Origin of the sequence: Candidatus Thiothrix putei, assembly GCA_029972225.1 — a bacterium.
In the GTDB taxonomy this organism is placed as follows: domain Bacteria; phylum Pseudomonadota; class Gammaproteobacteria; order Thiotrichales; family Thiotrichaceae; genus Thiothrix; species Thiothrix putei.
In genome coordinates, this window is the sequence record CP124756.1 from 1,718,777 (window position 1) to 1,743,176 (window position 24,400).

General features: G+C 51.7%; 23 protein-coding genes, 1 tRNA gene and 4 pseudogenes. 14 read left to right on the forward strand and 14 right to left on the reverse strand.

All coding sequences use genetic code 11. From position 1 onward, the window contains the following. Positions 1–11: 11 nt before the first annotated feature. The 3 genes from QJT81_08880 to QJT81_08890 all read left to right on the forward strand — a co-directional run bounded on the left by QJT81_08880 (position 12) and on the right by QJT81_08890 (position 2,218). Positions 12–455, forward strand: coding sequence for a hypothetical protein (locus tag QJT81_08880; protein WGZ96070.1), 444 nt, complete (start codon positions 12–14; stop codon positions 453–455). Between the two features lie 5 nt (positions 456–460). Beyond that, the gene (locus QJT81_08885; protein WGZ96071.1) at positions 461–1,420 is read left to right on the forward strand and encodes an acetylxylan esterase; all 960 of its coding nucleotides are present in this window, start codon (positions 461–463) and stop codon (positions 1,418–1,420) included. A 69-nt stretch (positions 1,421–1,489) separates the two neighbouring features. Beyond that, a complete protein-coding gene (locus tag QJT81_08890) occupies positions 1,490–2,218 on the forward strand; it encodes an alpha/beta hydrolase-fold protein (GenBank protein WGZ96072.1) in 729 nt (242 codons plus the stop codon). 149 nt (positions 2,219–2,367) lie between these two features. Here QJT81_08890 and QJT81_08895 read toward each other — a convergent pair whose 3' ends face one another. Beyond that, positions 2,368–2,538 (reverse strand): hypothetical protein, encoded by a 171-nt coding sequence (locus tag QJT81_08895; protein WGZ96073.1) that lies wholly within the window; start codon positions 2,536–2,538, stop codon positions 2,368–2,370. Positions 2,539–2,901: 363 nt separating this feature from the next. Between QJT81_08895 and QJT81_08900 the strand changes: the two are divergent. The 4 genes and pseudogenes from QJT81_08900 (at position 2,902) to QJT81_08915 (ending at position 5,377) form a co-directional block, all read left to right on the forward strand. Further along, positions 2,902–4,226, forward strand: a pseudogene (locus QJT81_08900) (UPF0236 family protein). Between the two features lie 42 nt (positions 4,227–4,268). Then, on the forward strand, positions 4,269–4,733 hold the full coding sequence (locus QJT81_08905) for a hypothetical protein (GenBank protein WGZ96074.1): 465 nt from the start codon (positions 4,269–4,271) through the stop codon (positions 4,731–4,733). Positions 4,734–4,864: 131 nt separating this feature from the next. Then, positions 4,865–5,068 (forward strand): hypothetical protein, encoded by a 204-nt coding sequence (locus QJT81_08910; protein WGZ96075.1) that lies wholly within the window; start codon positions 4,865–4,867, stop codon positions 5,066–5,068. Between the two features lie 3 nt (positions 5,069–5,071). After that, the gene (locus QJT81_08915; protein ID WGZ96076.1) at positions 5,072–5,377 is read left to right on the forward strand and encodes an isoamylase early set domain-containing protein; all 306 of its coding nucleotides are present in this window, start codon (positions 5,072–5,074) and stop codon (positions 5,375–5,377) included. A gap of 163 nt (positions 5,378–5,540) precedes the next feature. Here QJT81_08915 and QJT81_08920 read toward each other — a convergent pair. Next, a pseudogene (locus QJT81_08920) lies at positions 5,541–6,588 on the reverse strand (IS630 family transposase). A 166-nt stretch (positions 6,589–6,754) separates the two neighbouring features. Here QJT81_08920 and QJT81_08925 point away from each other — a divergent pair. Both QJT81_08925 and QJT81_08930 read left to right on the forward strand, forming a co-directional pair. After that, entirely contained in the window at positions 6,755–8,458 is a 1,704-nt protein-coding gene (locus tag QJT81_08925; protein WGZ96466.1) for a 5'-nucleotidase C-terminal domain-containing protein, read from the forward strand. A gap of 98 nt (positions 8,459–8,556) precedes the next feature. Next, positions 8,557–9,598 (forward strand): annotated as a pseudogene (locus QJT81_08930) (IS630 family transposase). Between the two features lie 44 nt (positions 9,599–9,642). Here QJT81_08930 and QJT81_08935 read toward each other — a convergent pair. The 7 genes and pseudogenes from QJT81_08935 to QJT81_08965 all read right to left on the reverse strand — a co-directional run bounded on the left by QJT81_08935 (position 9,643) and on the right by QJT81_08965 (position 13,957). Then, positions 9,643–9,843 carry a hypothetical protein gene (locus QJT81_08935; GenBank protein ID WGZ96077.1) on the reverse strand — a complete coding sequence of 67 codons (201 nt, stop codon included), beginning with the start codon at positions 9,841–9,843 and terminating at the stop codon, positions 9,643–9,645. Between the two features lie 53 nt (positions 9,844–9,896). Continuing rightward, positions 9,897–10,148: a zinc ribbon domain-containing protein gene (locus QJT81_08940; protein WGZ96078.1), complete on the reverse strand. Its 252-nt coding sequence runs from the start codon at positions 10,146–10,148 to the stop codon at positions 9,897–9,899. Beyond that, positions 10,145–11,683 (reverse strand): annotated as a pseudogene (locus tag QJT81_08945) (IS66 family transposase). Before QJT81_08945 ends, QJT81_08940 begins: the two are co-directional and overlap by 4 nt. A 77-nt stretch (positions 11,684–11,760) precedes the next feature. After that, positions 11,761–12,135, reverse strand: a complete 375-nt coding sequence (gene tnpB / locus QJT81_08950; protein WGZ96079.1) for an IS66 family insertion sequence element accessory protein TnpB — start codon at positions 12,133–12,135, stop codon at positions 11,761–11,763. Further along, positions 12,135–12,425: an IS66 family insertion sequence element accessory protein TnpB gene (locus tag QJT81_08955; GenBank protein ID WGZ96080.1), complete on the reverse strand. Its 291-nt coding sequence runs from the start codon at positions 12,423–12,425 to the stop codon at positions 12,135–12,137. The genes tnpB and QJT81_08955 overlap by 1 nt, the downstream gene beginning before the upstream one ends. A 19-nt stretch (positions 12,426–12,444) precedes the next feature. Next, entirely contained in the window at positions 12,445–13,488 is a 1,044-nt protein-coding gene (locus QJT81_08960; GenBank protein ID WGZ96081.1) for a transposase, read from the reverse strand. Positions 13,489–13,642: 154 nt separating this feature from the next. Beyond that, the gene (locus QJT81_08965) at positions 13,643–13,957 is read right to left on the reverse strand and encodes a TlpA disulfide reductase family protein (protein ID WGZ96082.1); all 315 of its coding nucleotides are present in this window, start codon (positions 13,955–13,957) and stop codon (positions 13,643–13,645) included. Between the two features lie 70 nt (positions 13,958–14,027). Here QJT81_08965 and gph point away from each other — a divergent pair, with 70 nt between their 5' ends. From gph to QJT81_08985, 4 genes are read left to right on the forward strand one after another with little or no spacing between them, the layout of a single operon-like run. After that, entirely contained in the window at positions 14,028–14,699 is a 672-nt protein-coding gene (gene gph, locus QJT81_08970) for a phosphoglycolate phosphatase (protein WGZ96083.1), read from the forward strand. Beyond that, positions 14,699–16,009 carry a DNA recombination protein RmuC gene (locus QJT81_08975; GenBank protein WGZ96467.1) on the forward strand — a complete coding sequence of 437 codons (1,311 nt, stop codon included), beginning with the start codon at positions 14,699–14,701 and terminating at the stop codon, positions 16,007–16,009. Before gph ends, QJT81_08975 begins: the two co-directional genes overlap by 1 nt. Further along, a complete protein-coding gene (locus tag QJT81_08980) occupies positions 15,993–16,922 on the forward strand; it encodes a hypothetical protein (protein ID WGZ96084.1) in 930 nt (309 codons plus the stop codon). The genes QJT81_08975 and QJT81_08980 overlap by 17 nt, the downstream gene beginning before the upstream one ends. 3 nt (positions 16,923–16,925) lie before the next feature. Further along, positions 16,926–17,831 (forward strand): hypothetical protein, encoded by a 906-nt coding sequence (locus tag QJT81_08985; protein ID WGZ96085.1) that lies wholly within the window; start codon positions 16,926–16,928, stop codon positions 17,829–17,831. On the opposite strand, the gene rlmB is transcribed toward QJT81_08985, so the two are convergent. Continuing rightward, the gene (gene rlmB, locus QJT81_08990; GenBank protein ID WGZ96086.1) at positions 17,832–18,575 is read right to left on the reverse strand and encodes a 23S rRNA (guanosine(2251)-2'-O)-methyltransferase RlmB; all 744 of its coding nucleotides are present in this window, start codon (positions 18,573–18,575) and stop codon (positions 17,832–17,834) included. Continuing rightward, complete coding sequence (rnr, locus tag QJT81_08995) at positions 18,575–20,917, reverse strand: ribonuclease R (protein WGZ96087.1); 2,343 nt, start codon at positions 20,915–20,917, stop codon at positions 18,575–18,577. Before rnr ends, rlmB begins: the two co-directional genes overlap by 1 nt. Positions 20,918–21,057: 140 nt before the next feature. Here rnr and QJT81_09000 point away from each other — a divergent pair. Continuing rightward, a tRNA-Leu gene (locus QJT81_09000) sits at positions 21,058–21,144 on the forward strand. 50 nt (positions 21,145–21,194) lie between these two features. On the opposite strand, the gene QJT81_09005 is transcribed toward QJT81_09000, so the two are convergent. Genes QJT81_09005 through cysS form a run of 3 tightly spaced genes read right to left on the reverse strand, consistent with a single transcriptional unit; the run spans position 21,195 to position 24,399 of the window. Further along, entirely contained in the window at positions 21,195–21,884 is a 690-nt protein-coding gene (locus QJT81_09005) for an ATP-binding protein (GenBank protein ID WGZ96088.1), read from the reverse strand. After that, positions 21,884–23,011 carry an FAD-dependent oxidoreductase gene (locus tag QJT81_09010; GenBank protein ID WGZ96089.1) on the reverse strand — a complete coding sequence of 376 codons (1,128 nt, stop codon included), beginning with the start codon at positions 23,009–23,011 and terminating at the stop codon, positions 21,884–21,886. The genes QJT81_09005 and QJT81_09010 overlap by 1 nt, the downstream gene beginning before the upstream one ends. 2 nt (positions 23,012–23,013) lie before the next feature. Further along, positions 23,014–24,399 carry a cysteine--tRNA ligase gene (gene cysS, locus QJT81_09015; GenBank protein ID WGZ96090.1) on the reverse strand — a complete coding sequence of 462 codons (1,386 nt, stop codon included), beginning with the start codon at positions 24,397–24,399 and terminating at the stop codon, positions 23,014–23,016. Between the last annotated feature and the right edge of the window lies 1 nt (position 24,400).

A 24,400-nucleotide genomic window follows, 5' to 3' on the forward strand; every position in this document is an offset into this window, starting at 1 on the left:
GCGACTTTAAGATGAATGATAAAAAACATTGTGCAATGGATACCCGTGATTTAGTCACGCTATTGGCTGACTTAGCCGAGCAAATTGAAACCTTGATTGGCAAAAAAGGTGCGGTCAGCGTGTTCCGCTATGCAGGCAAGCAAATGGGCAAACGTTTAGGTGCTGGGCAGTCCGGCGATGCGGAGCAGGCACGCGGGATTGTGGCAAAATTTTTCCAAGACAAAGAATTCATGGATGGCGTGACGCTGGAAGGTAATGGCGCAGAACTGAGCGGTTGCCGTATCGGTTTGGTATTGCGTGATCGGGGCGTGCAAGCCGGTTCACATGCACTGTGCCATTTCGGGTTTGGCTTGATTGATGGTGTTACAGAAGCAGTAACAGGGCGCAAGATTATTACCCTGCATGTGGCTTCGGAATACCAGGATGACGGCATTACTTGCCATGAAACCTGGTAACGCGGATGTCTGTTAGTTTTGCCCATGGTTTTGCCTTTGACCCCAGCTATGGCTATTCGCTGGATGATTTGTTGGCGGTTGGATCGCCGACTATACCCGCCGACTTTGCGGCTTTTTGGCAAGCACGCTATGCCCGCGCTATGCAGGTGCATCCTTGCCCGCGCATCAGGCACACGGGGACGGCACACGCGGGTTATGAAGTTTATAGCCTGCGTTACTTTTCTACTGACCATGTGGTTATCCGGGGGTGGGTACTGATTCCGCAGGATCAGCCGGTGACGCAGGGCATAGTATTTGGGCATGGCTACGGTGGTTGTGATGGGCCAGATTACCGTTTGCACCCAGCGGGTACGGCGTTGTTGTTCCCGTGTTTTCGGGGGTTGGCGCGTAGCCAGCATCCGCCCGTTTCCAGTAATCCTGCTTTCCATGTCTTGCATGACATCGACAAGCCGCAACAGTACATTATTGGTGGCTGTGTGGATGATTTATGGCTGGCGGTATCGTCCATGCAGATGTTGTTCCCGGCAACGAAAGGGCATATTGGCTATTCGGGTATCAGTTTTGGGGGCGGAATCGGTGCTTTGGCAATGCCGTGGGATGCGCGGATTCAGCGTGCGCATTTGAATGTGCCGACGTTTGGCAATCAGCCCTTGCGCTTGCAATTGCCGACGATTGGTAGTGGTGCGGCGGTGCAGCGTTATCAGCAGCAACACGGTAATGTGTTGGACACCTTACAGTATTACGATGCGGCAAGTGCCGCACAGTCGATTCAGCAGCCCATGCATGTGGCGGCTGCATTGTTTGACCCAGCCGTTGCGCCGCCGGGGCAGTTTGCGGTGTACAACGCTTTACCAGCAGAGAAAACGTTGTTTGTGCTGGAGGCGGGGCATTTTGATTATCCGCAGCGAGGGGCGCAGGAACAGGCGCTATTGCAAGAATTGGAAGTTTTTTTCGCGCTACTGTAAAACGCCTGCAATATCGCACGCTTATGATGCGCCCATCAAAATGTCGCAAACAGTAAGCAGGTCAGGTCAATGCAACGCGAATATCACCGCTGGCACAGCCCTCGCATGGGGCGCATGATGGAATTGCTGGTTTTTGGGCACGCGGGAGCCAAGGTGCTGGTGTTTCCCACCCGCGACGGGCGTTTTTACGAATATGAAAAATTGCGCATCGTCCACCAGCTTGCGCACAAGATTAATGCGGGGCAGTTGCAATTGTTTTGTGTGGATAGCGTGGATCACGATGCGCTGTATTGTTTTTGGAAACACCCCGCCGAACGCATCCGCCGCCACATGCAGTTCGAGGATTACATCCTGCATGAGGTGTTGCCGTTTATGCAGCATAAGAACCAACACTCTTGCACCATTGCGCATGGCTGTAGTTTGGGGGCGTTTCATGCGGCGAATATCGCGTTTCGCCATCCGCACTTGTTTCAAAAACTGAGTGCATTTTCAGGGCGTTATGATTTGACGATGCAGACGGAAAGTTTTTCCGATCTGTTCAACGGCTATTATGACGACAATATCTATTTTCATACGCCGACACATTTTTTGCCGAATCTGGATTGTGAATGGCGGCTACAGCATTTGCGGCAGATGGACATTGTGCTGGTCATCGGTAAGGAAGACCCGTTTTTGGGCAATAACCAGCATCTGAGCCATATCTTGCACAGCAAGGGTATCCGGCATCAATTGCATGAGTGGAATGAGCGGGCGCATCGGGGTTATTACTGGCGGCGCATGGCGCCGTTGTACGTGTAATGCCATCCGACACAGTTCTGTCACATTGAAACGTTAGTATCTCGCGTTGACGAAGGATCATGTTAATTCCCACTCTTGAGAATGCGAGGAATAGGAATGGATTACGACAATACGACGGAAGACGGGTGTGAACAAAAGTGCGGTAAACCTCATGCCGCCTCAGCGGTGTTTCGCCAATAATGCTTCCATTGCTGGTTTCCCCGCATGACCCTCAACGCCAACATATCCGCCGCATTATCACTTTTCCACCATGCCCCCGATTTTTTTAAGCGTTGCTGGATGATGTAACGGTGTGCACTTTCTATTTCGCCCGACCCCACGGGCAATCCGAGGGATTTTGCTGTCGGGTAATCCAGTTGCTCAATGCGGTTGCTCAGGTAACGGTGACAAGCTCGTACTGGGGCGTTACTGTCTTCTACCGTTTCTGCTTCGAGGAAAGGTTTCAGTGTGTCGATGACCGCTTGAGCTTGACCATCCTGTAGGGCTTTTTTCTGTTTGGCAAACCATTTATCCTTGTCCTTGAGGCATGAACAGCTTGCGGATGCTGCTGATAGGTATTCACAAACATGATAAAAATCAATCAGGTAATGTCCTTGTGTGCCAAATTGTTGGGTGTGAACAAAAGTGCGGTGTCCTGTAGACTAAGATGGCATCCCCTAAAACCAGAGAAAAAGGACTTTCCCATGTTGACAGTTAGCTCCCGCGACCAAAAACTTTTAGAAGCCTTGAACCGCAACCCCGCATTAAAAGCTCGGATGGAAGGGCTAATCGAGGTGGTTGAAAATGCCGGTGATGACATTATCAAAGCAGCAGACGCCGAACAGCGGGTGATAGAAGAACTGCGCCAAATGGGAAATGATGCGATCACTGCATGGGCAAACAAACGTGTAGAAAAATGCACAGCCCCAGCCTGTGAAGAAGGCATTGGGAAGTATGTAAAGAGTGGAAAAAAAACTGTCATTGGCACACGACCTACGGAAAAATCCACATAAGCGAACCGGTCTACCGGATTCCCGGCAAGCGTGTCCGCCCCTTTAGCCAGAGTGCCGAGGTTGTTTGCCGAGGCTGTTCGCTCCCGCTGCAACGGGCGGTGACGGACTTTGGGGCGGACTGTTCATTTGCTCAAGTGCCTGATAAATTAGAAGAACATTACGGGATACGGCTGGCATCCAGCAGCATCCGACACATCACCGAAGGTCACGCCAAACGCATCCATGAATCCCAAGTGTTGATAAAAGACTATCCAAGCACGTTGGGAAAAGCCTATGTCATTGCCGAAATGGACGGCAGCATGATCCCCATCGTCGAGATTGACGAAACAGCCCCCGACAAGCGCAAAGGCAAAAAGGAAAGCTGGAAAGAAGCCCGCCTGTGTCTTGCCCACGCCAAAGGCAGTGCTACGCCAACGTTTGGCGCAATATTCGGTGGCACGGTAGAAGATGCTGGAAAAATCTTATTCGACACCGCCTGCCGTGCTGGATTTGGAAAAAGCACGTTCCTCCATGCGGTGGGTGATGGGGCAAGCTGGATCAACCGTCAAGTGGATGAACAATTTGGCACACAAGGACATTACCTGATTGATTTTTATCATGTTTGTGAATACCTATCAGCAGCATCCGCAAGCTGTTCATGCCTCAAGGACAAGGATAAATGGTTTGCCAAACAGAAAAAAGCCCTACAGGATGGTCAAGCTCAAGCGGTCATCGACACACTGAAACCTTTCCTCGAAGCAGAAACGGTAGAAGACAGTAACGCCCCAGTACGAGCTTGTCACCGTTACCTGAGCAACCGCATTGAGCAACTGGATTACCCGACAGCAAAATCCCTCGGATTGCCCGTGGGGTCGGGCGAAATAGAAAGTGCACACCGTTACATCATCCAGCAACGCTTAAAAAAATCGGGGGCATGGTGGAAAAGTGATAATGCGGCGGATATGTTGGCGTTGAGGGTCATGCGGGGAAACCAGCAATGGAAGCATTATTGGCGAAACACCGCTGAGGCGGCATGAGGTTTACCGCACTTTTGTTCACACCCAGCCTTGGCGGAGCATTTGACTCGTCAATTACAAGTGCTGGAAGCGATTTGCGCCGAATACCAGCACCCCATTTATATCGAAAACACCTACCATAATCTGGAGTTTTACCGCTGGTTTTTCGAGTTAGTGGAACGGTTGGAATTGCTGCATATCCACCACTGCTTCGACATCGGTCACGCCAAAATCTGGTCACAGGAAAAACTGCCGCAGTGGGTTTTATGGCTGCGCGAACTCAGTGACAAGGGTTTCCACATTCACTTTCACCTGCACGCGAATAACGGGTTGGCGGATCAGCACCTTTCCTTCGTGGAAACCGAGGTGTCAGGCATGAACCGTGCCGACAGTTATACCTTGAAGTGGGATTACTTTGAGGCAATCGCAGAATTGCGTGATTACTTCCCGACTAGCCGCAAAGTGTTTGAGGTTAAGCCGTGGTATGCGCTGGATAATATGGCATTGGTGATGGAGCGGTTGGGGTAATGCGCGGCGAGAGGTTGCACGTTTAAGATGCAGTTTGATGTCCGGATCATCCCTAAGTTTCATTGGCATAAAAATTGCTTAACATTCTTGTGAGAGAATGCCCATTAACGTACACCTCACAGGAGTTCGCCATGAACATTCAAGCAGCTATCACGTATCTTCATACGGGTCAGTGTTTTTGTAAGAATATTAATCAAGCATTGGAAAAATTGTCCAAATTGGTTGAAGCAGGTATCCGTAAAGTGGATATTACTTTCAGTTCCCATCTGGTGATTTTGGAAACCAGAGAAGGTAGAGAGGTTTTATGTTCACGCTTTCTTGAGCAAAGAGATTAAATTATGTTGAAAAAGCAATACTTGAAAACCCGTCCTGCCTGCAAAGTCACGTTCCGCATCAGCAAACACGCCGCAAAGTCTGCCCGTGAAATTGCGTTGGTGGGGGATTTTAATGACTGGAATGTACAGGCAACCCCCATGACCGCTCTGAAAAACGGTGAATTCACCACCGTGCTGGAACTGGATACTGGGAAATCGGAATACCAGTTTCGTTATTTGTATGATGGTAGCTATTGGGAAAATGACTGGGAAGCGGATGGCTATGTGACTAACGGTGTAGCGGGTGAAAACGGGATTGTACGTATTTGAGGCATAAGAGTTATTCATAAGCCTGCATCATCAAGTTGTCATCAAAATCCGGTATACGGAGACGACCAAGTAATAATCTGGAGTCTCTGATGAAACTAAAGCATTCCTTTCTGGTAAGCGCGTGTATTTCTGCATTGGGTCTGGTGAGTGGCTGTAATATACCTTACAGCGTCAAGACCTGAACATTTTTAAAGGTTTGAAAATTTGTTGTCATCAACTGGGTCAGTTCTTTCTTGTGATCGGTATCCAGCTTGTCGAGACAGTTGGTGATGGCCGCCTTGAAAGCGGGAAACTTATCATAGTATTTCGAGTACAAGCATTTTTTCTTGACGAACTTCCACAACCGTTCAATCAGATTGAGGTTGGGTGAATAGGTCGGTAAAAATAATAGTTCAATATTGAGCCTTTTCGCACAGGCAAACACGGCTTCACAGCGTTGATACTTGGCATTATCCAAGACCAAAGTGATCGGTATTTTGAGTGCTAACGCTGCAATTTTTTCCAATAATTCACACACGCTGTTAGCGTTGATATAGGAGTCGTTAGTGATCGTGATGAGTTGTAGCGTTATCGCATTGAGTGCGCCCAATACGTTGTAGCGTTGTCGACCACAGGGGGCTTTGATGAATACGCGGGAAAATGACCACAAAAACCCCAGAAACGGTGCTAACACGAAGTGGGCGGCATCGACAAAAAAAGGCGCGTTTGCCCTCCTTAGCCTCCTGAATGCGCGGTTTTAGTTCATTTTCCAGGAACTTTTCTTGTGCTTCCACATCAGCTTTGGCGGGTATCATCCCCACTTTATGGATGTCCATCCCTATTTTCTTCATAAAGACACGTACCCTGTCCTCACTGCGTTTGATGCCTGTCAGCTCCTCAATCTTAGCGGCTGCCGCCTTGCTGGTTGCGGGGGGATATTCACGAAAATAGGCTTCAATCTTGTCTTTATATGCCATCAAATCACTCTGTGGTTTATTGAATCGTATTTCTTTAAGAGCTTCTAAACCGTTAGGTTGTAGGTAGGCGTTTAGATAGGCAAGCAGCGTGGCTTCTGTAATCCTTTCCAATCGTTTGATTTCCTTATGCGTCAACTGTTGGGATTTCAGGTACAGCACGGACATTTTCTTACGGACTCTGGGATGAGGATGGCGCTCCTTCCAGTAGAACAGCTCCGCTATCTCATCCTCAGTGAAAGTGATTTTTAATGTCATACATTACTCATCGCTGCTTTTGTTACCAGTCATCTAACCATATTTCCTTGATCAAAAAAAACTATTTTATGGCACGGACTGGTATAATAACGAGGCAGTTGCTATTAGCACAGATGTTCCGGCAACTAGCCTACGCATTCTGCACATCAACGATCATCATTCCCACCTGCAACCTAACAGCGCCACCCTAACACTGGCGGGTAAAGCCACAGCGGTCAAGACCGGCGGTTTCCCACGTGTGGTAAATAAAATCAACGAATTGGCAGCCAGCGGCGGCAATGTATTGAAACTACACGCGGGTGATGCGATTACGGGCGATTTGTATTACACCCTGTTTAAGGGCAAGGCAGATGCTGAGCAGATGAATCAAGTTTGTTTTGATGCCTTCACCCTAGGGAATCACGAATTTGATGCTGGGGATGCTGGATTGAAAAACTTCCTCGATTTCCTCAACAGCAGTGCAGCGTGTAAAACCGAGGTGTTGTCTGCGAATGTGCAGCCTAAAGTTGGTACTTCACCACTGACGTTGAATTCTGCCACTGATTACATCAAGCCTTACACCATCAAAGAAATCAACGGGCAGAAATTTGGCATTATCGGCCTCACCATTGCAGGCAAAACCAAAAACTCTTCCAGCCCGGATGAAACCACCACGTTTGCAAATGAAGCGACTACCGCACAAAAATACATCGACGAATTGGCGGGCAAAGGCGTTAACAAAATTATTTTGCTGACGCATCAAGGTTACGGCAATGACCAAACCATCGCCAAGCAGCTCAAAGGCGTTGACGTGATTGTGGGCGGCGATTCGCATACTTTGCTTGGGGATGGTTTCAAAGCCTTCGGTCTGACACCAGCAGGTGCTTACCCGACCAAAACCACTGATGCGAACGGCAAGCAGGTGTGCATTGCCCAAGCCTCGCAATACAGCGACATCGTGGGCGAGTTGAGCATTGAGTTTAACGCCAGTGGTGAAGTAAGCGCGTGTTCAGGTACACCACACCTGTTGTTAAGTGACACTTTCCAAGTGAATAAAGTGGAACTGACGGGTGCAGAGCGCGAAGCAGCATTAAAAGCGGTAGCTGATGCACCGGAACTGTCTATTGTTACTTCGGATGCAACTGCTCAAGCCAACCTCGATAGTTATTCCAAACAAGTCGATGTGTTAAAGCAAACCAAGATCGGGGTAGCCGCTGAAACGCTGTGTCACGAACGTATTCCTAACCAAGGTTTAAGCAAGACCGCAGGCTGTACCGTTGCTACCCAATCGCATGGCAGTGACATTGCCAATATTGTTTCCAAAGCCTTTTTGGAAATGAGCCTGACATCTGACATTTGTTTGCAGAATGGTGGTGGTGTGCGTATTGATGTACCCGCAGGCGACATTACCCTCGGCACGGCTTACACCTTGCTGCCGTTTGCGAATACTCTAACCGAGATGGATATGACCGGAAAAGAGATTATTGACTCGCTGGAAGACGGCATTGATTTCGCGCTGAATCCGCAAGGTTCGACGGGTTCATACCCGTATGCAGCCGGTTTGCGTTGGGATGCGGATTTGTCTAAAGCTAAGGGGGCGCGGGTTACGAATGTACAAGTGAATCCGCGTGTGACGGGGGCGTGGGCAGCGATTGATCCCGCTAAAACCTACAAAGTTGTGACCAACAATTTCTTAGCAGCAGGCGGCGATGGCTATACCACATTTAAAAACTTGGCAGCCGATAAAAAGCTGAATACGTATCTGGATTACGCGCAATCGTTCGCGGATTATGTGACCCGCGAAACAGCCGCCGGGCGGAATGTGGTGAAGTTGCCCGTAGAAGAATACAGCACCCAGCAGTTCATCGACAAAGACGGTATTCTGCGTTAAATGATCGTATCCGTTATACTTTGCCCGTGAATAGCTGTTGAATAATGAGAAGCCCTCAAGCAAAGTACGGCTGTTATTGGCAACCGGTCGTCCTTTCCATGATCCAGATAGACTTCAGCGAATCCGATCAAACCGCCTTGAATGAGGGGCGTTACCGCCATGCCCACCCTCGCGTCCGCCAACGGATGGAAGTGTTGTGGCTAAAAAGCCAGGGAATGGCGCATGGGGACATTGAACGGCTGGCACAGGTGAGTTCAACGACGGTCACCCGTTATTTGAAACGTTACCAACAAGGTGGGATCGCTGCCTTGGAACAACTGGATTTCCGTCGCCCAACCCGCCGGTTGGAACCTTTCCGTGAGCCCCTGAAGAAACATTTTGAGAAGCATCCACCGACCCGGATCAGTCAGGCGATCGCTGATATACAGCGCTTAACCGGCCTTGAACTCAAGCGGGAAGCCGTGCGGCTATTCCTGCATGACTTGGGTTTGTCCGTCAGGAAGGTGGGGATGATACCGGCGAAAGCCGACCCTGCTGCCCAGGAGACTTTTAAAAAAAGAGCTGGAGCCGCGTCTTGAGGAGGCCAAGGCCGGAAAACGCGCCGTTTTCTTTGTCGACGCCGCCCATTTTGTCCTGGCCCCGTTTCTGGGGTTCCTGTGGTGTTTCACCCGGCTGTTCATCCGCGCCCCTGCCGGACGCCAGCGCTACAATGTCCTCGGTGCGTTGAATGCAGTCACCCATGAACTGGTCACCGTGACCAATGACAGTTACATCAACTCCCAAAGTGTTTGTCAGTTGCTTCGGCAAATCAAGGCATTGGCCCTGGATGTCCCGGTGACCTTGGTGATGGACAATGCCCGTTACCAGCGCTGTAGCCTGGTACAAACATTCGCCCAAACACTCGGGATCGAACTGTTGTTCCTACCCGCTTATTCCCCCAACCTGAACCTGATTGAGCGCCTGTGGAAGTTTGTGAAGAAGGAATGCCTGTATTCACGTTACCATGAAAACTTTACCGCGTTTGCGCAGGCCATTGATGCCTGTTTGGCACAAACCCACACTACGCATAAAAAAGCCTTGGACTCCTTGCTGACTCTCAACTTTCAGACCTTTGAGGAATCTGCAATTATGGGCGGTTGAAGTATAGTTGAGTGGCTGGAGTCCCATGCTGTGGATTCCAGCCTTTAAGAAACTGGTTGGCTGTCACGCTTAGCCTGTGTCTTTTGTTTTTCAATGAAGCTGCTTAGTTCTTCTGCTGTCACCGCGCCTGGCTGCACCGCTAGTAGTTCGCCCTGTGGGTTATATACCATAAATGTTGGTGTGCCAATGAAGCTTTCTTTGGCGGTGGTGTAAAGGTATTTGTCGACTTCTGATGGGTTACTCAATAGGTTGGTGAACGTGAAACCGTTATTTCAAACCTACCCAAATCTACCTATAGCTAACTAAAAGTAGTCATGGTGTTGAATTCCTGCTTCACGGGGGCTGGTTTCGTCTTCGGCTTGCGCCCAAGACCAGAGCCTTCCCCTCCACAGGCAGACACCGTGTAACTCACGGCGTATTCTTCTAAATTCTTGGCGGCATTGATGTCACGGTCATGGACTGCACCGCAAACGGGGCAAGTCCATTCACGTACCGACAGTGGCAGCTTCTCCACTTTATGCTCACAGCCAGCAACAGAGTAAACGGTCATTCTAGCCCGTCGTTGATATCCGCAAACAAATCCGAGCGCAATGGCTTATCCGCAAACCGTTGTTTCCAACATCTTGGCGTAAGGTCTTGCACCTGAGAAGCGGGATGCTCACTAACGCGCAACAGAACATCCATCAGATAGACATACGGGTTAATGTCATGCAGGCGGCAGGTGGTGATCAGGCTTTGGATGATGCCCACGTGTTCCGCGCCGAGTTCTGTCCAGCAGAACAACCAGTTTTTCCTGCCCATGGGGATGGGCCGCAGGGCGCGTTCGATGTGGTTGGTATCCATTGGCACGTCGGGATCTTCCAGAAACACGCGCAGTTCGTGTTCGCGGCGGATGACATAACCAAGGGCTTTGGTCAGCGGGTTGGAGGGGATTAAATCGGTACGTTGTAATTGGGTTTGGCACCATTCAAAGAACTGGTCGACCAACGGCTTGCTGTGGGTGAGGCGGTAGGTACGTTTGGCTTCCCCGTCGAGTTTTTTCTCGTTAATCTGGGCTTCGTGCTGATAGAGTGCCGCGATAGTGTCAAGGGCTTGGCGTACTGCTTGTGGTTCAGCGGTTTCGGCGGCAATGAAGGTGCGACGGCTGTGTACCCAGCATTGGGCATGGGTAATCTTGTCATTGGCGTTGACGTAACTGGCATAAGCACGGTAACCGTCGCTGAGCAGTGTGCCGCTGAACTGTTGGCGAAGAGTCTTTTCAATGTGTTGCCGCCCACGGCTGGCGGAGAAGGTGAAGACGATTTCGTCCTGATCCCCGTACAGCGGCCAGAAGTAGCCTTGCTTCATCTTGCCGTTGCCTGCGGGGCTGGCTTTGATGGGGGTTTCGTCCATCGCCAGCAGCTTGCTTTGCAGTACACTGGCGAGTTGCGCTTCGGCAATGGGTTTGAGCAGGTCGATGGCACGTTTCACCGCATTGGTCAGCGTCGTGCGGCTGAGGGTGATCCCCGCTTGGGTCAGGCGTTGGTGCTGGCGGTACAACGGCAGGTGGTACTGGAACTTGTCCACCAACATCCCCACCAAAAAGCTGACATCGGTGACACTACGTTCCAGCACGTTGGCGGGTGCAGGGCTGGGAAGTGGTGGGTTGCTGAGCGAAGCCGAAGCACTGCCCTTACGTTTGATGACCGGGCGCTCGTATTGCAGGATGAGGTAGCTGGCAGGGCGTTGCGCCACCCGATGGGTCACCTGGGTGCCGATCACCTCATACTGGTCAGCCTCTTCCCCCTGAAGTTCCGGCGGGGTGAGGTGAATCACCTTGACCGGGACATCGGCGGTAAAGCGTAACCCGCTGTCATTCACGCAGTCATCCGGGCGCAGCTTGGGGGCTTTACCGCGTTGGTAGGTGACGGTAATGCTTTCACCCTCGGGTGCGGCAACCGGGGCGGCGGCGGGGGCAAACAACGGCAACTGCGCCACCGGTATCTCAACCGGACGCTTTTCCGATTTGCTGCCAAAGACATGTTGCCTGAACCACGCCAATTGGCGTTTCAATTCAGCTATATCCTGTTTCAGGGCAGCATTTTCCTCACGCAACGCCAGCATTTCCGCCACAATCGGCGGCATGGGAACGCTGGTGTCAGACGGGGTGGATGGCTTTAAAATCATGGGCTTATTGTACCAGAATGTGGCTGCACAGGATACTGGTAACGCTTGAATTGTCTGGATTTTTGCACCTCAATGCCCGCCAAAATCAACTGCAAATCCGTCCGGGTCAGTTCGCGCTGCCCGCTGGTTGTCGGCTGCACCCGGTATTGGCCCTGCTCCAGGCGTTGGCTCCATAAGCAATAGCCGCTGGGTTCAAAATAGAGGATCTTCATCTGGGTTTTACGTAGGTTCACAAACACGAAATAATGCCCACTCAGGGGATTTTGCCCTAACTGGTTTTTCACCAAAGCGGTCAGCCCCGTAAAGCTTTTGCGCATGTCGGTGGCTTGGGTGCATAGCCAGATGCGGGCGGTGGCTGCGGGGGCAAACATCAGCGTTGGCTCAGGCGTAGTTCAACACCATTCCCCAAACTCAGCACAATGTGCCAGCCTTGCCCCAGCGCGGCATGACCCGCCGATAATGCTCCCAAGTCGATGAAGGTATTGGCGGGAACGGCTGGTTCCTCCACGCCATCTGCGGAGCGTAGACGCTGCCGCCATTGGCAAAAACTGGCGTAACCGATACTGTGCTGTTCACAAAATGCCGGGGCGGATAAGCCGCTGGCTTGCCATTGGCTAATGAGGGTTTGCCATTCGCTGGCGCGGCGGTGAGGGCGTTTCATTGAGGTTTCCTTCGGTTGTTCAGGTTGGAAACCAGTTTAGGACGTGGAAATCGCGAGGGCTAGACGTGCTGAAATGGTCGCTTACAGCAACAGAACACGTCTTGCTCGAAGCAAAAAACCGATCAGCCACCACGACCACCGCACCGCGCATTTCCGCCTTGTATTCCAGTTGCCGCCGGAACTCGAAGAATCCCATATCACTGATGGCACGGGATAAATGACGGTTTTTCACCATACCCGACACGTTCAAATCTTCAATGCCGATGGTGTGAAAACGGCGGGGCAAATCCGTAGTGAGTTGGTGCAAACTGTCTTGGCGAATGTTGGCAATACGTGCGTGAAGTGTTGCCAGTTTTTGTTTTGCCTTGTGGCGGTTGGCACTGCCTTTGACCTTGCGGGACAGGCTGCGCGAGAGCCGTTTTAGGCGGGAAAGCAAGGCTTTATGCGGCTTCGCCCCGACCACTTTTTCCCCCGTTGATAGGGTTGCCAGTGCAGATACGCCCAAATCCACCCCTACCGTGCCTTGGTTTTTGGCAGGCGGGAGGTGGTTTGAGGTGGTGTCCACGGTGATGCTGGCGAACCACTGGTCAGCGGTGCGGGAAATCGTGGCAGAGAGAATTTTACCGGAAAAGCGTAACGTTTCCCGCATCCGCACTAACCCAAGGTTGGGAATGCGGATGCGGCAACCGTCAAGGCTGAACTGGTCGTTGGTGAGGGTGAAACTGTCGCGGCTTTTGCCTTTCTTTTTGAATTGCGGGTACTGGGTGCGTCCCGCAAAGAAGTTTTTGAAGGCTGCGCCGAGTTGGATAATTGCCATTTGCGGGGCATTTTTGGTGACTTCCAGCATCCAGGGGAATTGTGCGCGTTTGATGGCGTTCAATTGGCGGCGCAAGCGCATTTGGTTGGGTTTTGGCTGGGTGTTGTCGTCTTTCCATGCGGCGTATTGGGTTTGCCATTCTGCCAACGCCCAGTTGTAGGCGAACCGTGCGGTGCCTGCGGCTTTCGCCAAGTACGTCGCTTGCTTATGGTTGGGGTCAAGGCGGATTTTGTGGCTGATGATCATGGCAAACAGAATGCAGCACGGTGTGATAGTTGTCTAGTCATCCGTGCTTTTGCTGCTATCTTTTACGGATAAACGGCACTACGCTTTTATAAACCTAACCAAAATGATAAAGTTTGAATAGATTTATATAGATTTATATAGATTTATATAGATTTTATGGTAACTGTTTCAAACCCTGCTCGTCGATGAATTTTTCTGCGTCAGCTTTGCCGCTGGTATCATCCAGTGAAATACCGATGACGTCCACATCGGGGTTCGTTGCCTCAAAGTCGACGGTGTGGTGCGCACTGGCACGACACGCACGGCAATCGGATGCCCAGACCTTCATCACCGTCCATTTACCCTTACCAACCAGTTCTTCAAAGGTAAGGGTCTTACCATCCAACTCACTCAGAGCGGATGCGCTCGTAGAAAATAGCACCCCGTGTGCGAATAGTGCGATAATCAGCGCCTGTTTGATTCGTGACATAAATCATCTCCTGGAATTCGTTAATTGCTCGTCTTGTTTTACGTAACCGCTGATTGTATGGATGCATCTGATGCCGACAAGTTCTTTTTTACCGATAAAATGCGTGCTGTTTGATCTGGATGGTACGTTGCTGGATACTGCGCCCGATCTATTAGCCGCTTTGAACGCAGTATTAGTTGCTGAAGGGCACGAACATTTTACCCTCGCTCAAGCACGTCACACTGTTTCCCACGGCAGCATTGGGATGTTGGAACTAGCGTTTGGAACAGATCAAAGCGCCGCCGATTTGCAGCGCCGTCGCGGGATTTTTCTCGATTATTATCAGGCAAATATCAGCCGCCATTCGTGCTTGTTTGAGGCGATGCCTGCCGTGTTGGCAACCTTGGAGGCAGGTGGCATTCCGTGGGGGATCGTCACCAATAAGCCGGAATACCTGACGTTTCCCTTGCTGACAGCTTTGGATTTGCATACCCGACCAGCGTGCATTATTGGTGGGGATACCTTGCCGGTGGCTAAGCCGCACCCCGAACCCTTGTTGTTGGCGGCGCAACGTTGCGGCATTCCTCCCGCACAATGCCTGTATGTGGGTGATGCGGAACACGACATCGTGGCGGGGCGTAATGCCGGTATGCGAACCTTAATTGCAGAGTGGGGATATTTGAATGCGAATAATGAGCATCATGCTTGGCCTGCGGATGGCAGCCTTACGCACCCTTCTGAATTGCTGGCGTGGTTAACTTGATGGAGAGTGCTCCGTTTCAATTGGGCGCATTCATTGATGACAATATTGTGGTGGTCGTAGCGCTCATTATGTTTGCGTTGGGGGTGTTGCTTGCCCATTTCATTTACAGCGCCCCGTTGCGGCAGGCGCAGCGTGAATTGGAACGCCTGCAACTGTTGTTGCAAACCGAAGAGCAAATCAATGAGGAACGCTTGCGCATGTTGGATGATGCGCAAGATCGCTTGCATCATACCTTTGCCTCGTTGTCGCAGCGGGCGTTGCGCGATAATAACACCCAGTTTTTGCAATTGGCGCACGAAACACTGGGGCGGTTTCAGGTGGAATCGCGCACCGATTTGGAGCAACGCCAGTTGTCGATTCAGCATTTGGTTGACCCGATTCGGGATGCATTGGCTAAAACCGAAGCACAAATTCAGCAGATTGAGAAAGATCGGCTTACCAGTTTCGGGGTTCTCAGCCAACAGATTCGCGGCATGATGCATGATCAAACCGCCTTGCGTGATGAAACCGGGCGTTTGGCATCGGCGTTGCGTACCCCCGGTATCCGTGGGCAATGGGGCGAATTGAGTTTACGACGGATTGCAGAACTTTCCGGCATGATCGAGCATTGCGATTTTGTCGAGCAAACCCAACGCAGCAATGGGGAGCGCACCATTCGCCCCGACATGGTGATCCGAATGCCCGATGCCCGCGAAATGATCGTGGACGCGAAAGCGCCGATGGATGCCTACCTTGATGCGGTGAATGCGGATAACGAAGACAGCCGCAAGCGGCATTTGCAACGCCATGCCCGCCATGTACGCGATCACGTCAAAGTGCTCGCAGGTAAACGTTACTGGGAGCAGTTTGAGCAATCACCGGATTTCGTGGTGTTGTTCATTCCCGGTGAACAATTCTTGGGTGCTGCGTTAGAACAAGACAAAACACTGTTGCACGATTCGCTCAACGACAAGGTGATTCTCGCCACGCCCAGTACCTTGGTGGCGTTATTGCGAGCCGTTGCGTTTGGGTGGAAACAAACGGTATTGGCCGAAAATGCCAGCAAAGTGCGGGATTTGGGTGAGGAATTGCACAAACGTCTTACGGTTTTCCTTGACCATCTGGAGCGTTTGGGGCGTAATCTCGGCAGCAGCGTGGATACCTACAACAAGGCGCTAGGTTCGCTAGAGCGCAGTGTGTTGCCGGGGGTACGCAAATTGTCGGAGTTGGGGATTTCATCGGGGCGGAACATTACTGAACCGACACTTGTCGAAACTGTACCACGCCGTCCCTATGTCAAGGATACTGAAACTGATGCTGAAACCGATTAAAACGCGCTATTACCTGACCCTGTTACAGATGCTTGTCGTCTTGTTCCTTCTAGGGGTGGTGGTACTGCTGAACAAAGCACAAGTGGCGCAATTTTTCTACTCGACACAAGCCGGACAATTGGGTTTGGTGCTGAACGGCATTATTTTGCTGATTTTTCTCGTCGGTTTGGTACGCATGATTTTTATGTTCCTCAGTTTTACCCGTGAGCAGGATATGCTGCAACGTTTTCTCAAACGGGTGGATGAGAATGTGCCGAATCCTGCCTATGGTTTGCCTGAATCTGCTCTGATTGTGGATCGTTATTATGCGGTGCAAACCATTGCCCGCCAGCACGCGGGAGTGAATCAAGCAGCATTGGCCTCCACGTTAGCAGCAGGAATGTCGACTCAATTCACTTTAGTAAGATTCGTGCATAACATTCTGATTTTAGCCGGTGTGTTTGGTACGGTGGTATCGTTGTCCATTGCCTTGATGGGGGCTGCGGGTTTATTGGATTCTCCTGAAAATATGCAGCAAATGGGCACGATTATTGGCGGTATGTCCAACGCGCTGAGTACCACGATTACGGCGATTGTGTGTTACGTGTTTTTTGCGTATTTCCACTTGCGTCTGCAAGATGCACGTACCCAGTTATTAGCGAATGTTGAAAATGTCACAACGCTCTATATTTTGCCGCGATTTAAACATGTGGAAAATAGCTTGATGCATGATGTGGCGGTGTTGACCGCTGAATTGCGTAAGGCAGCAGAGGCGATTCATGTGATTCAAGATCGCTTCTTGCACGCAGGTGAGCGCCTGCAATTGGCAGCGGATGATTTGCAAGTCGCAGTGAGTCAGAGTGGTGACAATATTCGGGTGATTCGCGACTCGATCCGTGAAGGTTTTCGCCTTGACGACAAACCGAAGGGGTAGGGCATGAGTGACGGGCATTTTTCCTTTGCATCCCTGATCAGTTCGCGGGACGAATACGAGGAAAGTTTTTGGCCATCGTTCACCGACATTATGATGGTCATTACCATGATTTTTCTGATTGTCACGGTAGCGGTGGTCTTGACCAATACGCGCTTATTGGACAATTTGCGTAACAGCGTGTTAGCTGAGCAAGCGGCACAATTTGAAGCCCAGCAATCCGCACTCGAAGCCCAGCGTGCCGCTCAGGAAGCACAACGTGCGGCGTTTGAGGCACAAAAAGCTACCCAGCAAGCCGAATTCCAGCTTCAGGCTAATGCCACCTTGGAAGAGCAACTGGAGTATTTGCAACAACGCTCTTCCAGTTTGGAAATGGAATTATTGCGCAGCCGTGCGGAAACCGAAGCCGCCCGCAATGCCAGCACCGATAAAGAGGCGGAGCTGACGCGCTTGCAAACCCTCAGCCGTGAACAGGCGGATACCTTAGGTTTACGCGAAAAAGCGATCATTGAATTGCAAACCAATTTAGACGAAAAAAGTTCACAAGTTATTGGTTTGCAGACGAAAGTGGATGAAAGCGAGAAGAAGTTGCTGAGCCTGCAAGGTGAATTTACTGAACTTGATCAGAAATACCAGAAACTGCTTAAACCCGCCCGTTCCGCCAAAGGCAAACAGGTGGTTGAAGTGGTGTACGGCAAAAACGGTTACAGCATCCGCAAGCCGGGGGAAACGGCAGCGCGTGGCGTCAACCGTTCCGCATTGGATGGCGAGTTAAGTGCCTTGAAAACTCAGCATGGCACGGATTTGTACGTGAAAGTCATTATTCCCGACAATAGCGGCTTGTCGTACAACGAAGCGTGGCGGTTTACCAGCGAAATGCTGAAGAAATACGACTACTATTCTGAACCATGATCAAGACGTTTGCCGCTGCCGCAAGGCTTCGTACAAGCACACACCTGTCGCGACTGACACGTTCAAGCTCGATACTTGCCCCGCCATTGGTATCGAAATCAGGTAGTCGCACGCTTCTTCGGTGAGGCGGCGAATACCTGCCCCTTCCGCACCCATGACCAGTGCCATCGGCCCTTTTAAGTCGGCTTGATATAGAGTTTGCTTGGCTTTGTCGCTCGTACCCGTCAGCCAAATACCACGGCTTTTCAGCGTTTCCAGCGTGCGGGCAAGGTTGGTGACGGGGATAAACGGGATGATTTCCGCCGCCCCTGATGCCACTTTGCGCACGGTTGGGGTGATGCTGGCAGCGTTATCTTTGGGGGCAATCACCGCGTGCACGCCCGCCCCTTCGGCGGTGCGCAAACACGCACCCAGATTGTGTGGGTCGGTCACGCCATCCAATACCAGCAGAAACGGTGCTTCGCTCATGCCGTCGAGCATGTCGTAGAAGTCGTTTTCTGTCCATGCTTTGAGCTTGTAATATTCGGCAACAATGCCTTGGTGGCGGTTATTGCCTGCCATTTTGTCGAGTTTGTCGGCATCGGTTAGCAAGATGCGCATTCCGCTTTCTTCCGCCATCTTTTCCAGTTTTTTCAGGCGGTCGTTGCGGCTGCGTTTGTCCAGCCAGATTTGTCCGAGGTTTTCGGTATCGTTGCGCAAGGCGCTTTCAACGGCATGTACGCCGCAAATAATGGATTTTGACATTAGGTGGTCGGTTTCTTCTTGCGGGGTTTTCTGTTTGCCGGTTTTTTGGGACTGGCAGGTTTCTGGCTGGCGGTCGGGTCAGACTTTGGCGTGCGTTCCATTTTGCCTTTGCTGGTGGGTTTACGGCTGCGGCTGCTGGGCTTTTTGGTGCGTGTTGCGTCGGTTTCGCCCTCGACTTTGGCGAGTACAAAGTCGATTTTGCGTTCGTCCAAGTCCACGCGTGCCACGGTGACGTTGATGGCATCACCGAGGCGGTAAATGCGCCCGGAGTTTTCGCCGGTTAATTGGTGATGCGCGGCATCGAAGTGGTAGTAATCGCTGGTCAGGGCGGTGATGTGAATCAAGCCTTCCACGTAGATGTCTTTGAGTTCGACGAATAAGCCAAAGCCCATGACGCTGGTAATGACGCCGCTGAAGGTTTCGCCGATGTGTTCCTGCATGTATTCGCATTTTAGCCATGCGGTCACATCGCGGGTGGCATCATCCGCCCGGCGTTCGGTCATGGAGCAGTGTTCGCCGAGGGCTACCATGTCTTTGTGCGAATATTGGTAGTCTTTGACCTTGCCGCCACGCACTAAATGGCGAATTGCACGGTGTACCAGCAAGTCGGGGTAACGTCGGATCGGTGAGGTGAAATGCGCATAAAACGGCTGTGCCAAGCCAAAATGCCCTTCGGAATCAGGGCTGTAGACCGCTTGTGACATTGAGCGTAGCAATACGGTTTGAATCATGTGCCGATCTGGGCGGTCGCCGAGGCTATTCAGCAACGCGGTGTAATCGTTCGGCGTGGGTTCGTCACCGCCGCCCAAACTGAGTGAGAGGCTGGCGAGGAATTGGCGCAAATCCGCGAGTTTTTCCGGCGTGGGGCCTTTGTGGGCGCGGTGTAGTGCGGGGATTTTGTACTTGCTGAGGTAAGTCGCGGCGCAGACGTTGGCGAGGATCATGCACTCTTCGATCAGCTTGTGCGCGTCGTTGCGTTCGGTCGGGACAATCGCTTCGATTTTGCGTTCAGCATCAAACACGATGCGCGTTTCGGCAGTTTCAAAGTCGATCGCGCCACGGCGATCACGTGCTTTGCGTAGGACGTGGTAGAGCGAATACAGGTCGTCGAGGTGTTCGCAGAGTTCTTGCGGGTGTTTACGACGCGCATCCATATTGCGCTCGACCACGATTTTCGCCATCTCGGTGTAAGTGAGGCGGGCGGCGGAGTGCATAATGCCTTCGACGAATTGGTAGCTGATCAGTTTGCCGCGTGCGCCGATTTGGATGTCGCAAATCATGCACAAGCGGTCAACGTGCGGGTTGAGGGAGCACAAGCCGTTGGACAAAATTTCGGGCAACATCGGGATGACTTTGCCGGGGAAATACACCGATGTGCCGCGTTCGGTGGCTTCGCGTCCGATGGCGGAATCAGCTTGCACGTAGTGGGATACGTCGGCAATCGCGACCAGTAAACGCCAGCCGTTGCCGTCGCGTTCGCAGTACACCGCGTCGTCGAAGTCTTTGGCATCTTCGCCGTCGATGGTGACGAAGGGGGTGTCGCGTAAGTCTTCGCGGCGCGGGTCGGCTTTGTCGGCTTCGGGCACTTCATAGCCGAAACGATCGGCTTCTTCGGTAATCTCGCTTGACCAGCCGTGGGGCAGTTGGTGGCTGCGGATGGCTACGTCGATTTCCATGCCCGGCGCCATGTGGTCGCCGAGTACTTCGACGATTTTACCGGTGGGTTGGGCGCGTTTGGAAGGTTGTTCGACAATCGCGGCGACGACGATTTGACCGGGTTTGGCATTGCCTGCGGCATCGGGGGGAATCAGGATGTCTTGGCTGATGCGGGAATTGTCAGGGGTGACAAAACCGATACTGCCTTCCATGAAATAGCGCCCGACCACTTGGGTTGTGCCGCGTTCCAGCACCTCGACTACAGCACCTTCGCGGCGACCTTTGGGGTCAAGACCACGCACGCTGCATAAAGCGCGGTCGCCATGCATTAAACCGTGCATTTGCTTGGCGTGCAGGAAGAGGTCGGGTGTGCCGTCATCCGGTTTCAGAAAGCCGAAGCCGTCGGGATGTCCGATAACGCGCCCGGCAATCAGGTCGGTGCGTTCGATGGGGACGTATTGGCGGCGGCGGTTGTAAAGTAATTGCCCGTCACGTTCCATCGCCCGCAGGCGTTTTTTCAGGGCATCGACATCACGTTCGTCGTGCAGGTGCAGCGCTTCGGTGAGGGAGGCAAAGTCTAGCGGCTGCCCTTGTTCCGTCAGCAGTTGCAAGATGACCTCGCGGCTGGGGATGGGGTTTTCGTACTTTTCGGCTTCACGCTGACTATGGGGGTCGTTGAACTTCAAATTGTGTCCTTGTGTGGTTTGTCTTTTCGTATGGACGAAGTGTAACAAAAAAATGTAATAAAAACGCGCCTTGGTGTTTGACAAGATGCCGTAAGCGCTATATATTTCGCGTCTCACAAAGCATTACTGTTTTGTGAATTGCCGAGATGGCGGAATTGGTAGACGCGCTAGTTTCAGGTATTAGTGGGGGCAACCCCGTGGAGGTTCGAGTCCTCTTCCCGGCACCAAAATTTAAAGGCTAGTCAGAAATGACTGGCCTTTTGCGTTTTTATACGTATCAGCCCAGTGGAATAATATCCGCATAAGCAAACCCATTGCGCTCAATAACCGTACCGACATTTACCGGAATGTGTTTTTTGAACATGGGGCCAGCCACTACCACAGTATGAATTTCACCGTTTTCCCCACACGGATGACAGTCATCAGGGAAGCTGGCAATCACGTCTTTAGACCAACGTTTGCCAGCAATATGTGCCGGAAGCTTATTCAGGTCAACGCTGCTAATGTGCGCGTGTAACCCTGCAGAAAGCATGGCTTCGACCAAATACCGCGTACACATACCCCACAGTGGGAACAGCGGGCTAATGCCGCTGCCTTGCAGTTGCCGTTCGCGGTATTGGCGGATTTCATTCACAAACAGATCACCAAAGGCCATGCATTCCACCTGATGATTAGCCGCAGTAGCGATGTATGCCTGCATGATGGCATCGTATTGATCATTGCTGCATTCATCGGGCAAGAACACTAACTCAATCGGCAACCCCGCTGCTTCTGCTTGGCGATGTAACATTTCGATGCGGGTATCGTGCATGGAAGCGCGGTTGTGTTTCTGCTCAACCAGCGTAAACAAGCCAACCAGTTCAATGCTAGGGTCTTGTTGCAACACATGTAACGCCCACGCACTATCTTTACCGCTGCTCCAACTGAGCAGGGTTTTCTTTTTGCTACGAAGTTGTTGGTTGGGCATTAACGGTACTGCCGCAGATACCACCACTCAAAGCCGCGTTTCATCCAGTGAAATACGCGACAAGACGGTAATACCAGTGAACGTTTTTCAGTGCGTGCGACCAATGTGCCTTTATTGACTGAATCGACGATACAGACGAGTTCTACCTTGAATGTTGCATTGGTGGAGCCACCATTTAACTCACCTAGCAGGTTTTTAGCCGCAGCTTCTGCCTGCAAATCCGCCATGTGTGCTTGTTTGGGCATCCAGTCGGGGCCTGGGAAACTGCCGGAATCACCCGCTACGTAAACCTTGTCCCAACCGTCTACTTTGCAATGTTGGTTGGCTTGGAGCAAGCCGCCAGCAGAACGGGGCAGGGTGGTGTTGTCGAACCACAGATTGCCCGTCATGCCCGGCATGAACAGGATCAGGTCAGCGTTGAATTCGCCACCTTCGGTCGTCACTTTCTCAGCGGTAAAGCTTTTCATCTTGTGACCAAGGTGCGTTTCGATTTCGCGTTTACCCATTTCAGAGAGTAAGCCGGACATGGCTTTGGGGCCAAGGCGATTACCGGGCTGCGGGGCAGGGCTGAAGAATACCAAGTGGAATTTGTCGCGGCGGTTTTGCTGGCGCAGCAAGGTATCAATACCAAACAGAAACTCGAACATGGGGCCGCCCCGCATGGCACTTGGTTCATTCGGGTTGCCTGCGAAACCCACGGCGATGGTGCCACCCTGCATTTCTTTCAAGCGGTCGCGGATTTTCTCCGCTGCGCTGATGCCTTCGCAGGGGGTAATGGCATGTTCGATACCGGGCAGTTTTTTGATGAAGCGTCCGCCAGATGCGATGATCAGGCCATCATTAGCGACATCCCCCTGATCGGTTTCGACAATGCGCCCGCCATCGCGTAGCCCTGTCACATTGCCTTGGTGGAATTTGACGTCCATGCGCTTGAAGAAGTTAGCCAGCGGTACGGTCAAATCTTCGCGGGTACGCAAGCCGTTAGGAATCCAGATAATCCCCGGCAAATAGTGCAATTCCGCACGCGGTGCAATCACGGTGATTGCTACTGATTTATCGTGCTGGCGTAATGCGCGTACCGCACTCAGGGCAGCAAAACCTGCCCCAATAATCGTAATGTTTTTCATGTTTATACTCGTTTCCAGGTTGTGCCGTTCGCACCGTCTTCCAGAATAATGCCTTGTGCTTTGAGTGCGTCACGGATGCGGTCGGATTCTGCCCATTGTTTGGCTTTGCGGGCATCCAAGCGTTGTTGAATCAGGGTTTCAATCGCCACATCATCCAAACCACCCGCACCTGCTGAGCCTTTGAACCAGCTTTCGGGGTCATCTTGCAATAAACCGAGCACATTACCAAGGCGTTGCAACAATGCCCCAAGAGCTGCTGCCGCCGCATCACTTTGGGTTTTACGGATGCGGTTAATGTCACTGGCGAGTTCAAATAGTACAGTAATGGCTTCTGGTGTATTGAAATCGTCATCCATAGCGGCGATGAAGCGGTTTTCATAATAGGTATAAGCCGCAGGCCCTGATTCCGGCAAACCACGGATGGCGGTGTATAGGCGTGACAACGATGCCCGCGCTGCATCCAACTGATCAGTGCCGTAATTTAACTGGCTGCGGTAATGACTGTTTAGGATGAAAAAACGCACTTCAGCGGCTTTGTAGTCTTTCAAGACTTCACGGATCGTGAAGAAATTGTTCAGCGACTTCGACATCTTCTCATCGTTGACGCGAATGAAGCCGTTGTGCATCCAGTAATTGACGTGCTTATGCCCGGTGCAACCTTCGCTTTGGGCGATTTCGTTCTCATGGTGCGGGAACTGCAAATCACTGCCGCCACCGTGGATGTCAAAATGATCCCCCAGCAGCTTTTGCGACATGGCGGAGCATTCGATGTGCCAGCCGGGGCGTCCTTGTCCCCAAGGCGCATCCCATGCCGGTTCGCCCGGTTTGACGGCTTTCCACAAGACAAAATCCAGCGGGTCGTCTTTGATTTCATCGACAGCAACCCGTTCGCCAGCTCGTAACTCATCCAGTTTGCGCCCGGAGAGTTTGCCATAGCCTGCGAATTTGGAGACATCGTAATACACGTCGCCGTTTTTGCCTTGGTACGCCATGCCTTTGTCGAGTAAGACCTGAATCATGTCCAGCATTTCCTGGACGTTGCCCGTGGCACGGGGTTCGGCGTCAGGGCGTAAGACGTTGAGTGCGTCTTCGTCTGCGTGCATAGCATCGATGAAACGTTGGGTCAGCACCTCCATCGGCTCGCCGTTTTCAGCTGCACGTTTGATGATCTTATCGTCAATGTCAGTGATATTACGGACGTATTCCACTGCGTACCCACTGGTTTTGAGGTAACGGTATACTGTATCAAAGACCACCATGACCCGTGCATGACCCAAGTGACAGTAATCGTAAACCGTCATCCCGCACACGTACATGCGTACTTGTTTGGGTTCAATGGGTTTGAAGACTTCTTTCTGGCGGGTCAGGCTATTGTAAATGTGTAACATG

What these genes read in the sequence shown, in the direction of transcription:
- QJT81_08880 (WGZ96070.1), top strand. Translation starts at nt 12, where the DNA reads ATGAATGATAAAAAACATTGTGCAATGGATACCCGTGATTTAGTCACG.
- QJT81_08885 (WGZ96071.1), top strand. Translation starts at nt 461, where the DNA reads ATGTCTGTTAGTTTTGCCCATGGTTTTGCCTTTGACCCCAGCTATGGC.
- QJT81_08890 (WGZ96072.1), top strand. Translation starts at nt 1,490, where the DNA reads ATGCAACGCGAATATCACCGCTGGCACAGCCCTCGCATGGGGCGCATG.
- QJT81_08910 (WGZ96075.1), top strand. Translation starts at nt 4,865, where the DNA reads ATGAACATTCAAGCAGCTATCACGTATCTTCATACGGGTCAGTGTTTT.
- QJT81_08915 (WGZ96076.1), top strand. Translation starts at nt 5,072, where the DNA reads ATGTTGAAAAAGCAATACTTGAAAACCCGTCCTGCCTGCAAAGTCACG.
- QJT81_08940 (WGZ96078.1), bottom strand. Translation starts at nt 10,148, where the DNA reads ATGACCGTTTACTCTGTTGCTGGCTGTGAGCATAAAGTGGAGAAGCTG.
- tnpB (WGZ96079.1), bottom strand. Translation starts at nt 12,135, where the DNA reads ATGTTTGCCCCCGCAGCCACCGCCCGCATCTGGCTATGCACCCAAGCC.
- QJT81_08955 (WGZ96080.1), bottom strand. Translation starts at nt 12,425, where the DNA reads ATGAAACGCCCTCACCGCCGCGCCAGCGAATGGCAAACCCTCATTAGC.
- QJT81_08960 (WGZ96081.1), bottom strand. Translation starts at nt 13,488, where the DNA reads ATGATCATCAGCCACAAAATCCGCCTTGACCCCAACCATAAGCAAGCG.
- QJT81_08965 (WGZ96082.1), bottom strand. Translation starts at nt 13,957, where the DNA reads ATGTCACGAATCAAACAGGCGCTGATTATCGCACTATTCGCACACGGG.
- gph (WGZ96083.1), top strand. Translation starts at nt 14,028, where the DNA reads ATGCCGACAAGTTCTTTTTTACCGATAAAATGCGTGCTGTTTGATCTG.
- QJT81_08975 (WGZ96467.1), top strand. Translation starts at nt 14,699, where the DNA reads ATGGAGAGTGCTCCGTTTCAATTGGGCGCATTCATTGATGACAATATT.
- QJT81_08980 (WGZ96084.1), top strand. Translation starts at nt 15,993, where the DNA reads ATGCTGAAACCGATTAAAACGCGCTATTACCTGACCCTGTTACAGATG.
- QJT81_08985 (WGZ96085.1), top strand. Translation starts at nt 16,926, where the DNA reads ATGAGTGACGGGCATTTTTCCTTTGCATCCCTGATCAGTTCGCGGGAC.
- rlmB (WGZ96086.1), bottom strand. Translation starts at nt 18,575, where the DNA reads ATGTCAAAATCCATTATTTGCGGCGTACATGCCGTTGAAAGCGCCTTG.
- QJT81_09005 (WGZ96088.1), bottom strand. Translation starts at nt 21,884, where the DNA reads ATGCCCAACCAACAACTTCGTAGCAAAAAGAAAACCCTGCTCAGTTGG.
- QJT81_09010 (WGZ96089.1), bottom strand. Translation starts at nt 23,011, where the DNA reads ATGAAAAACATTACGATTATTGGGGCAGGTTTTGCTGCCCTGAGTGCG.
- cysS (WGZ96090.1), bottom strand. Translation starts at nt 24,399, where the DNA reads ATGTTACACATTTACAATAGCCTGACCCGCCAGAAAGAAGTCTTCAAA.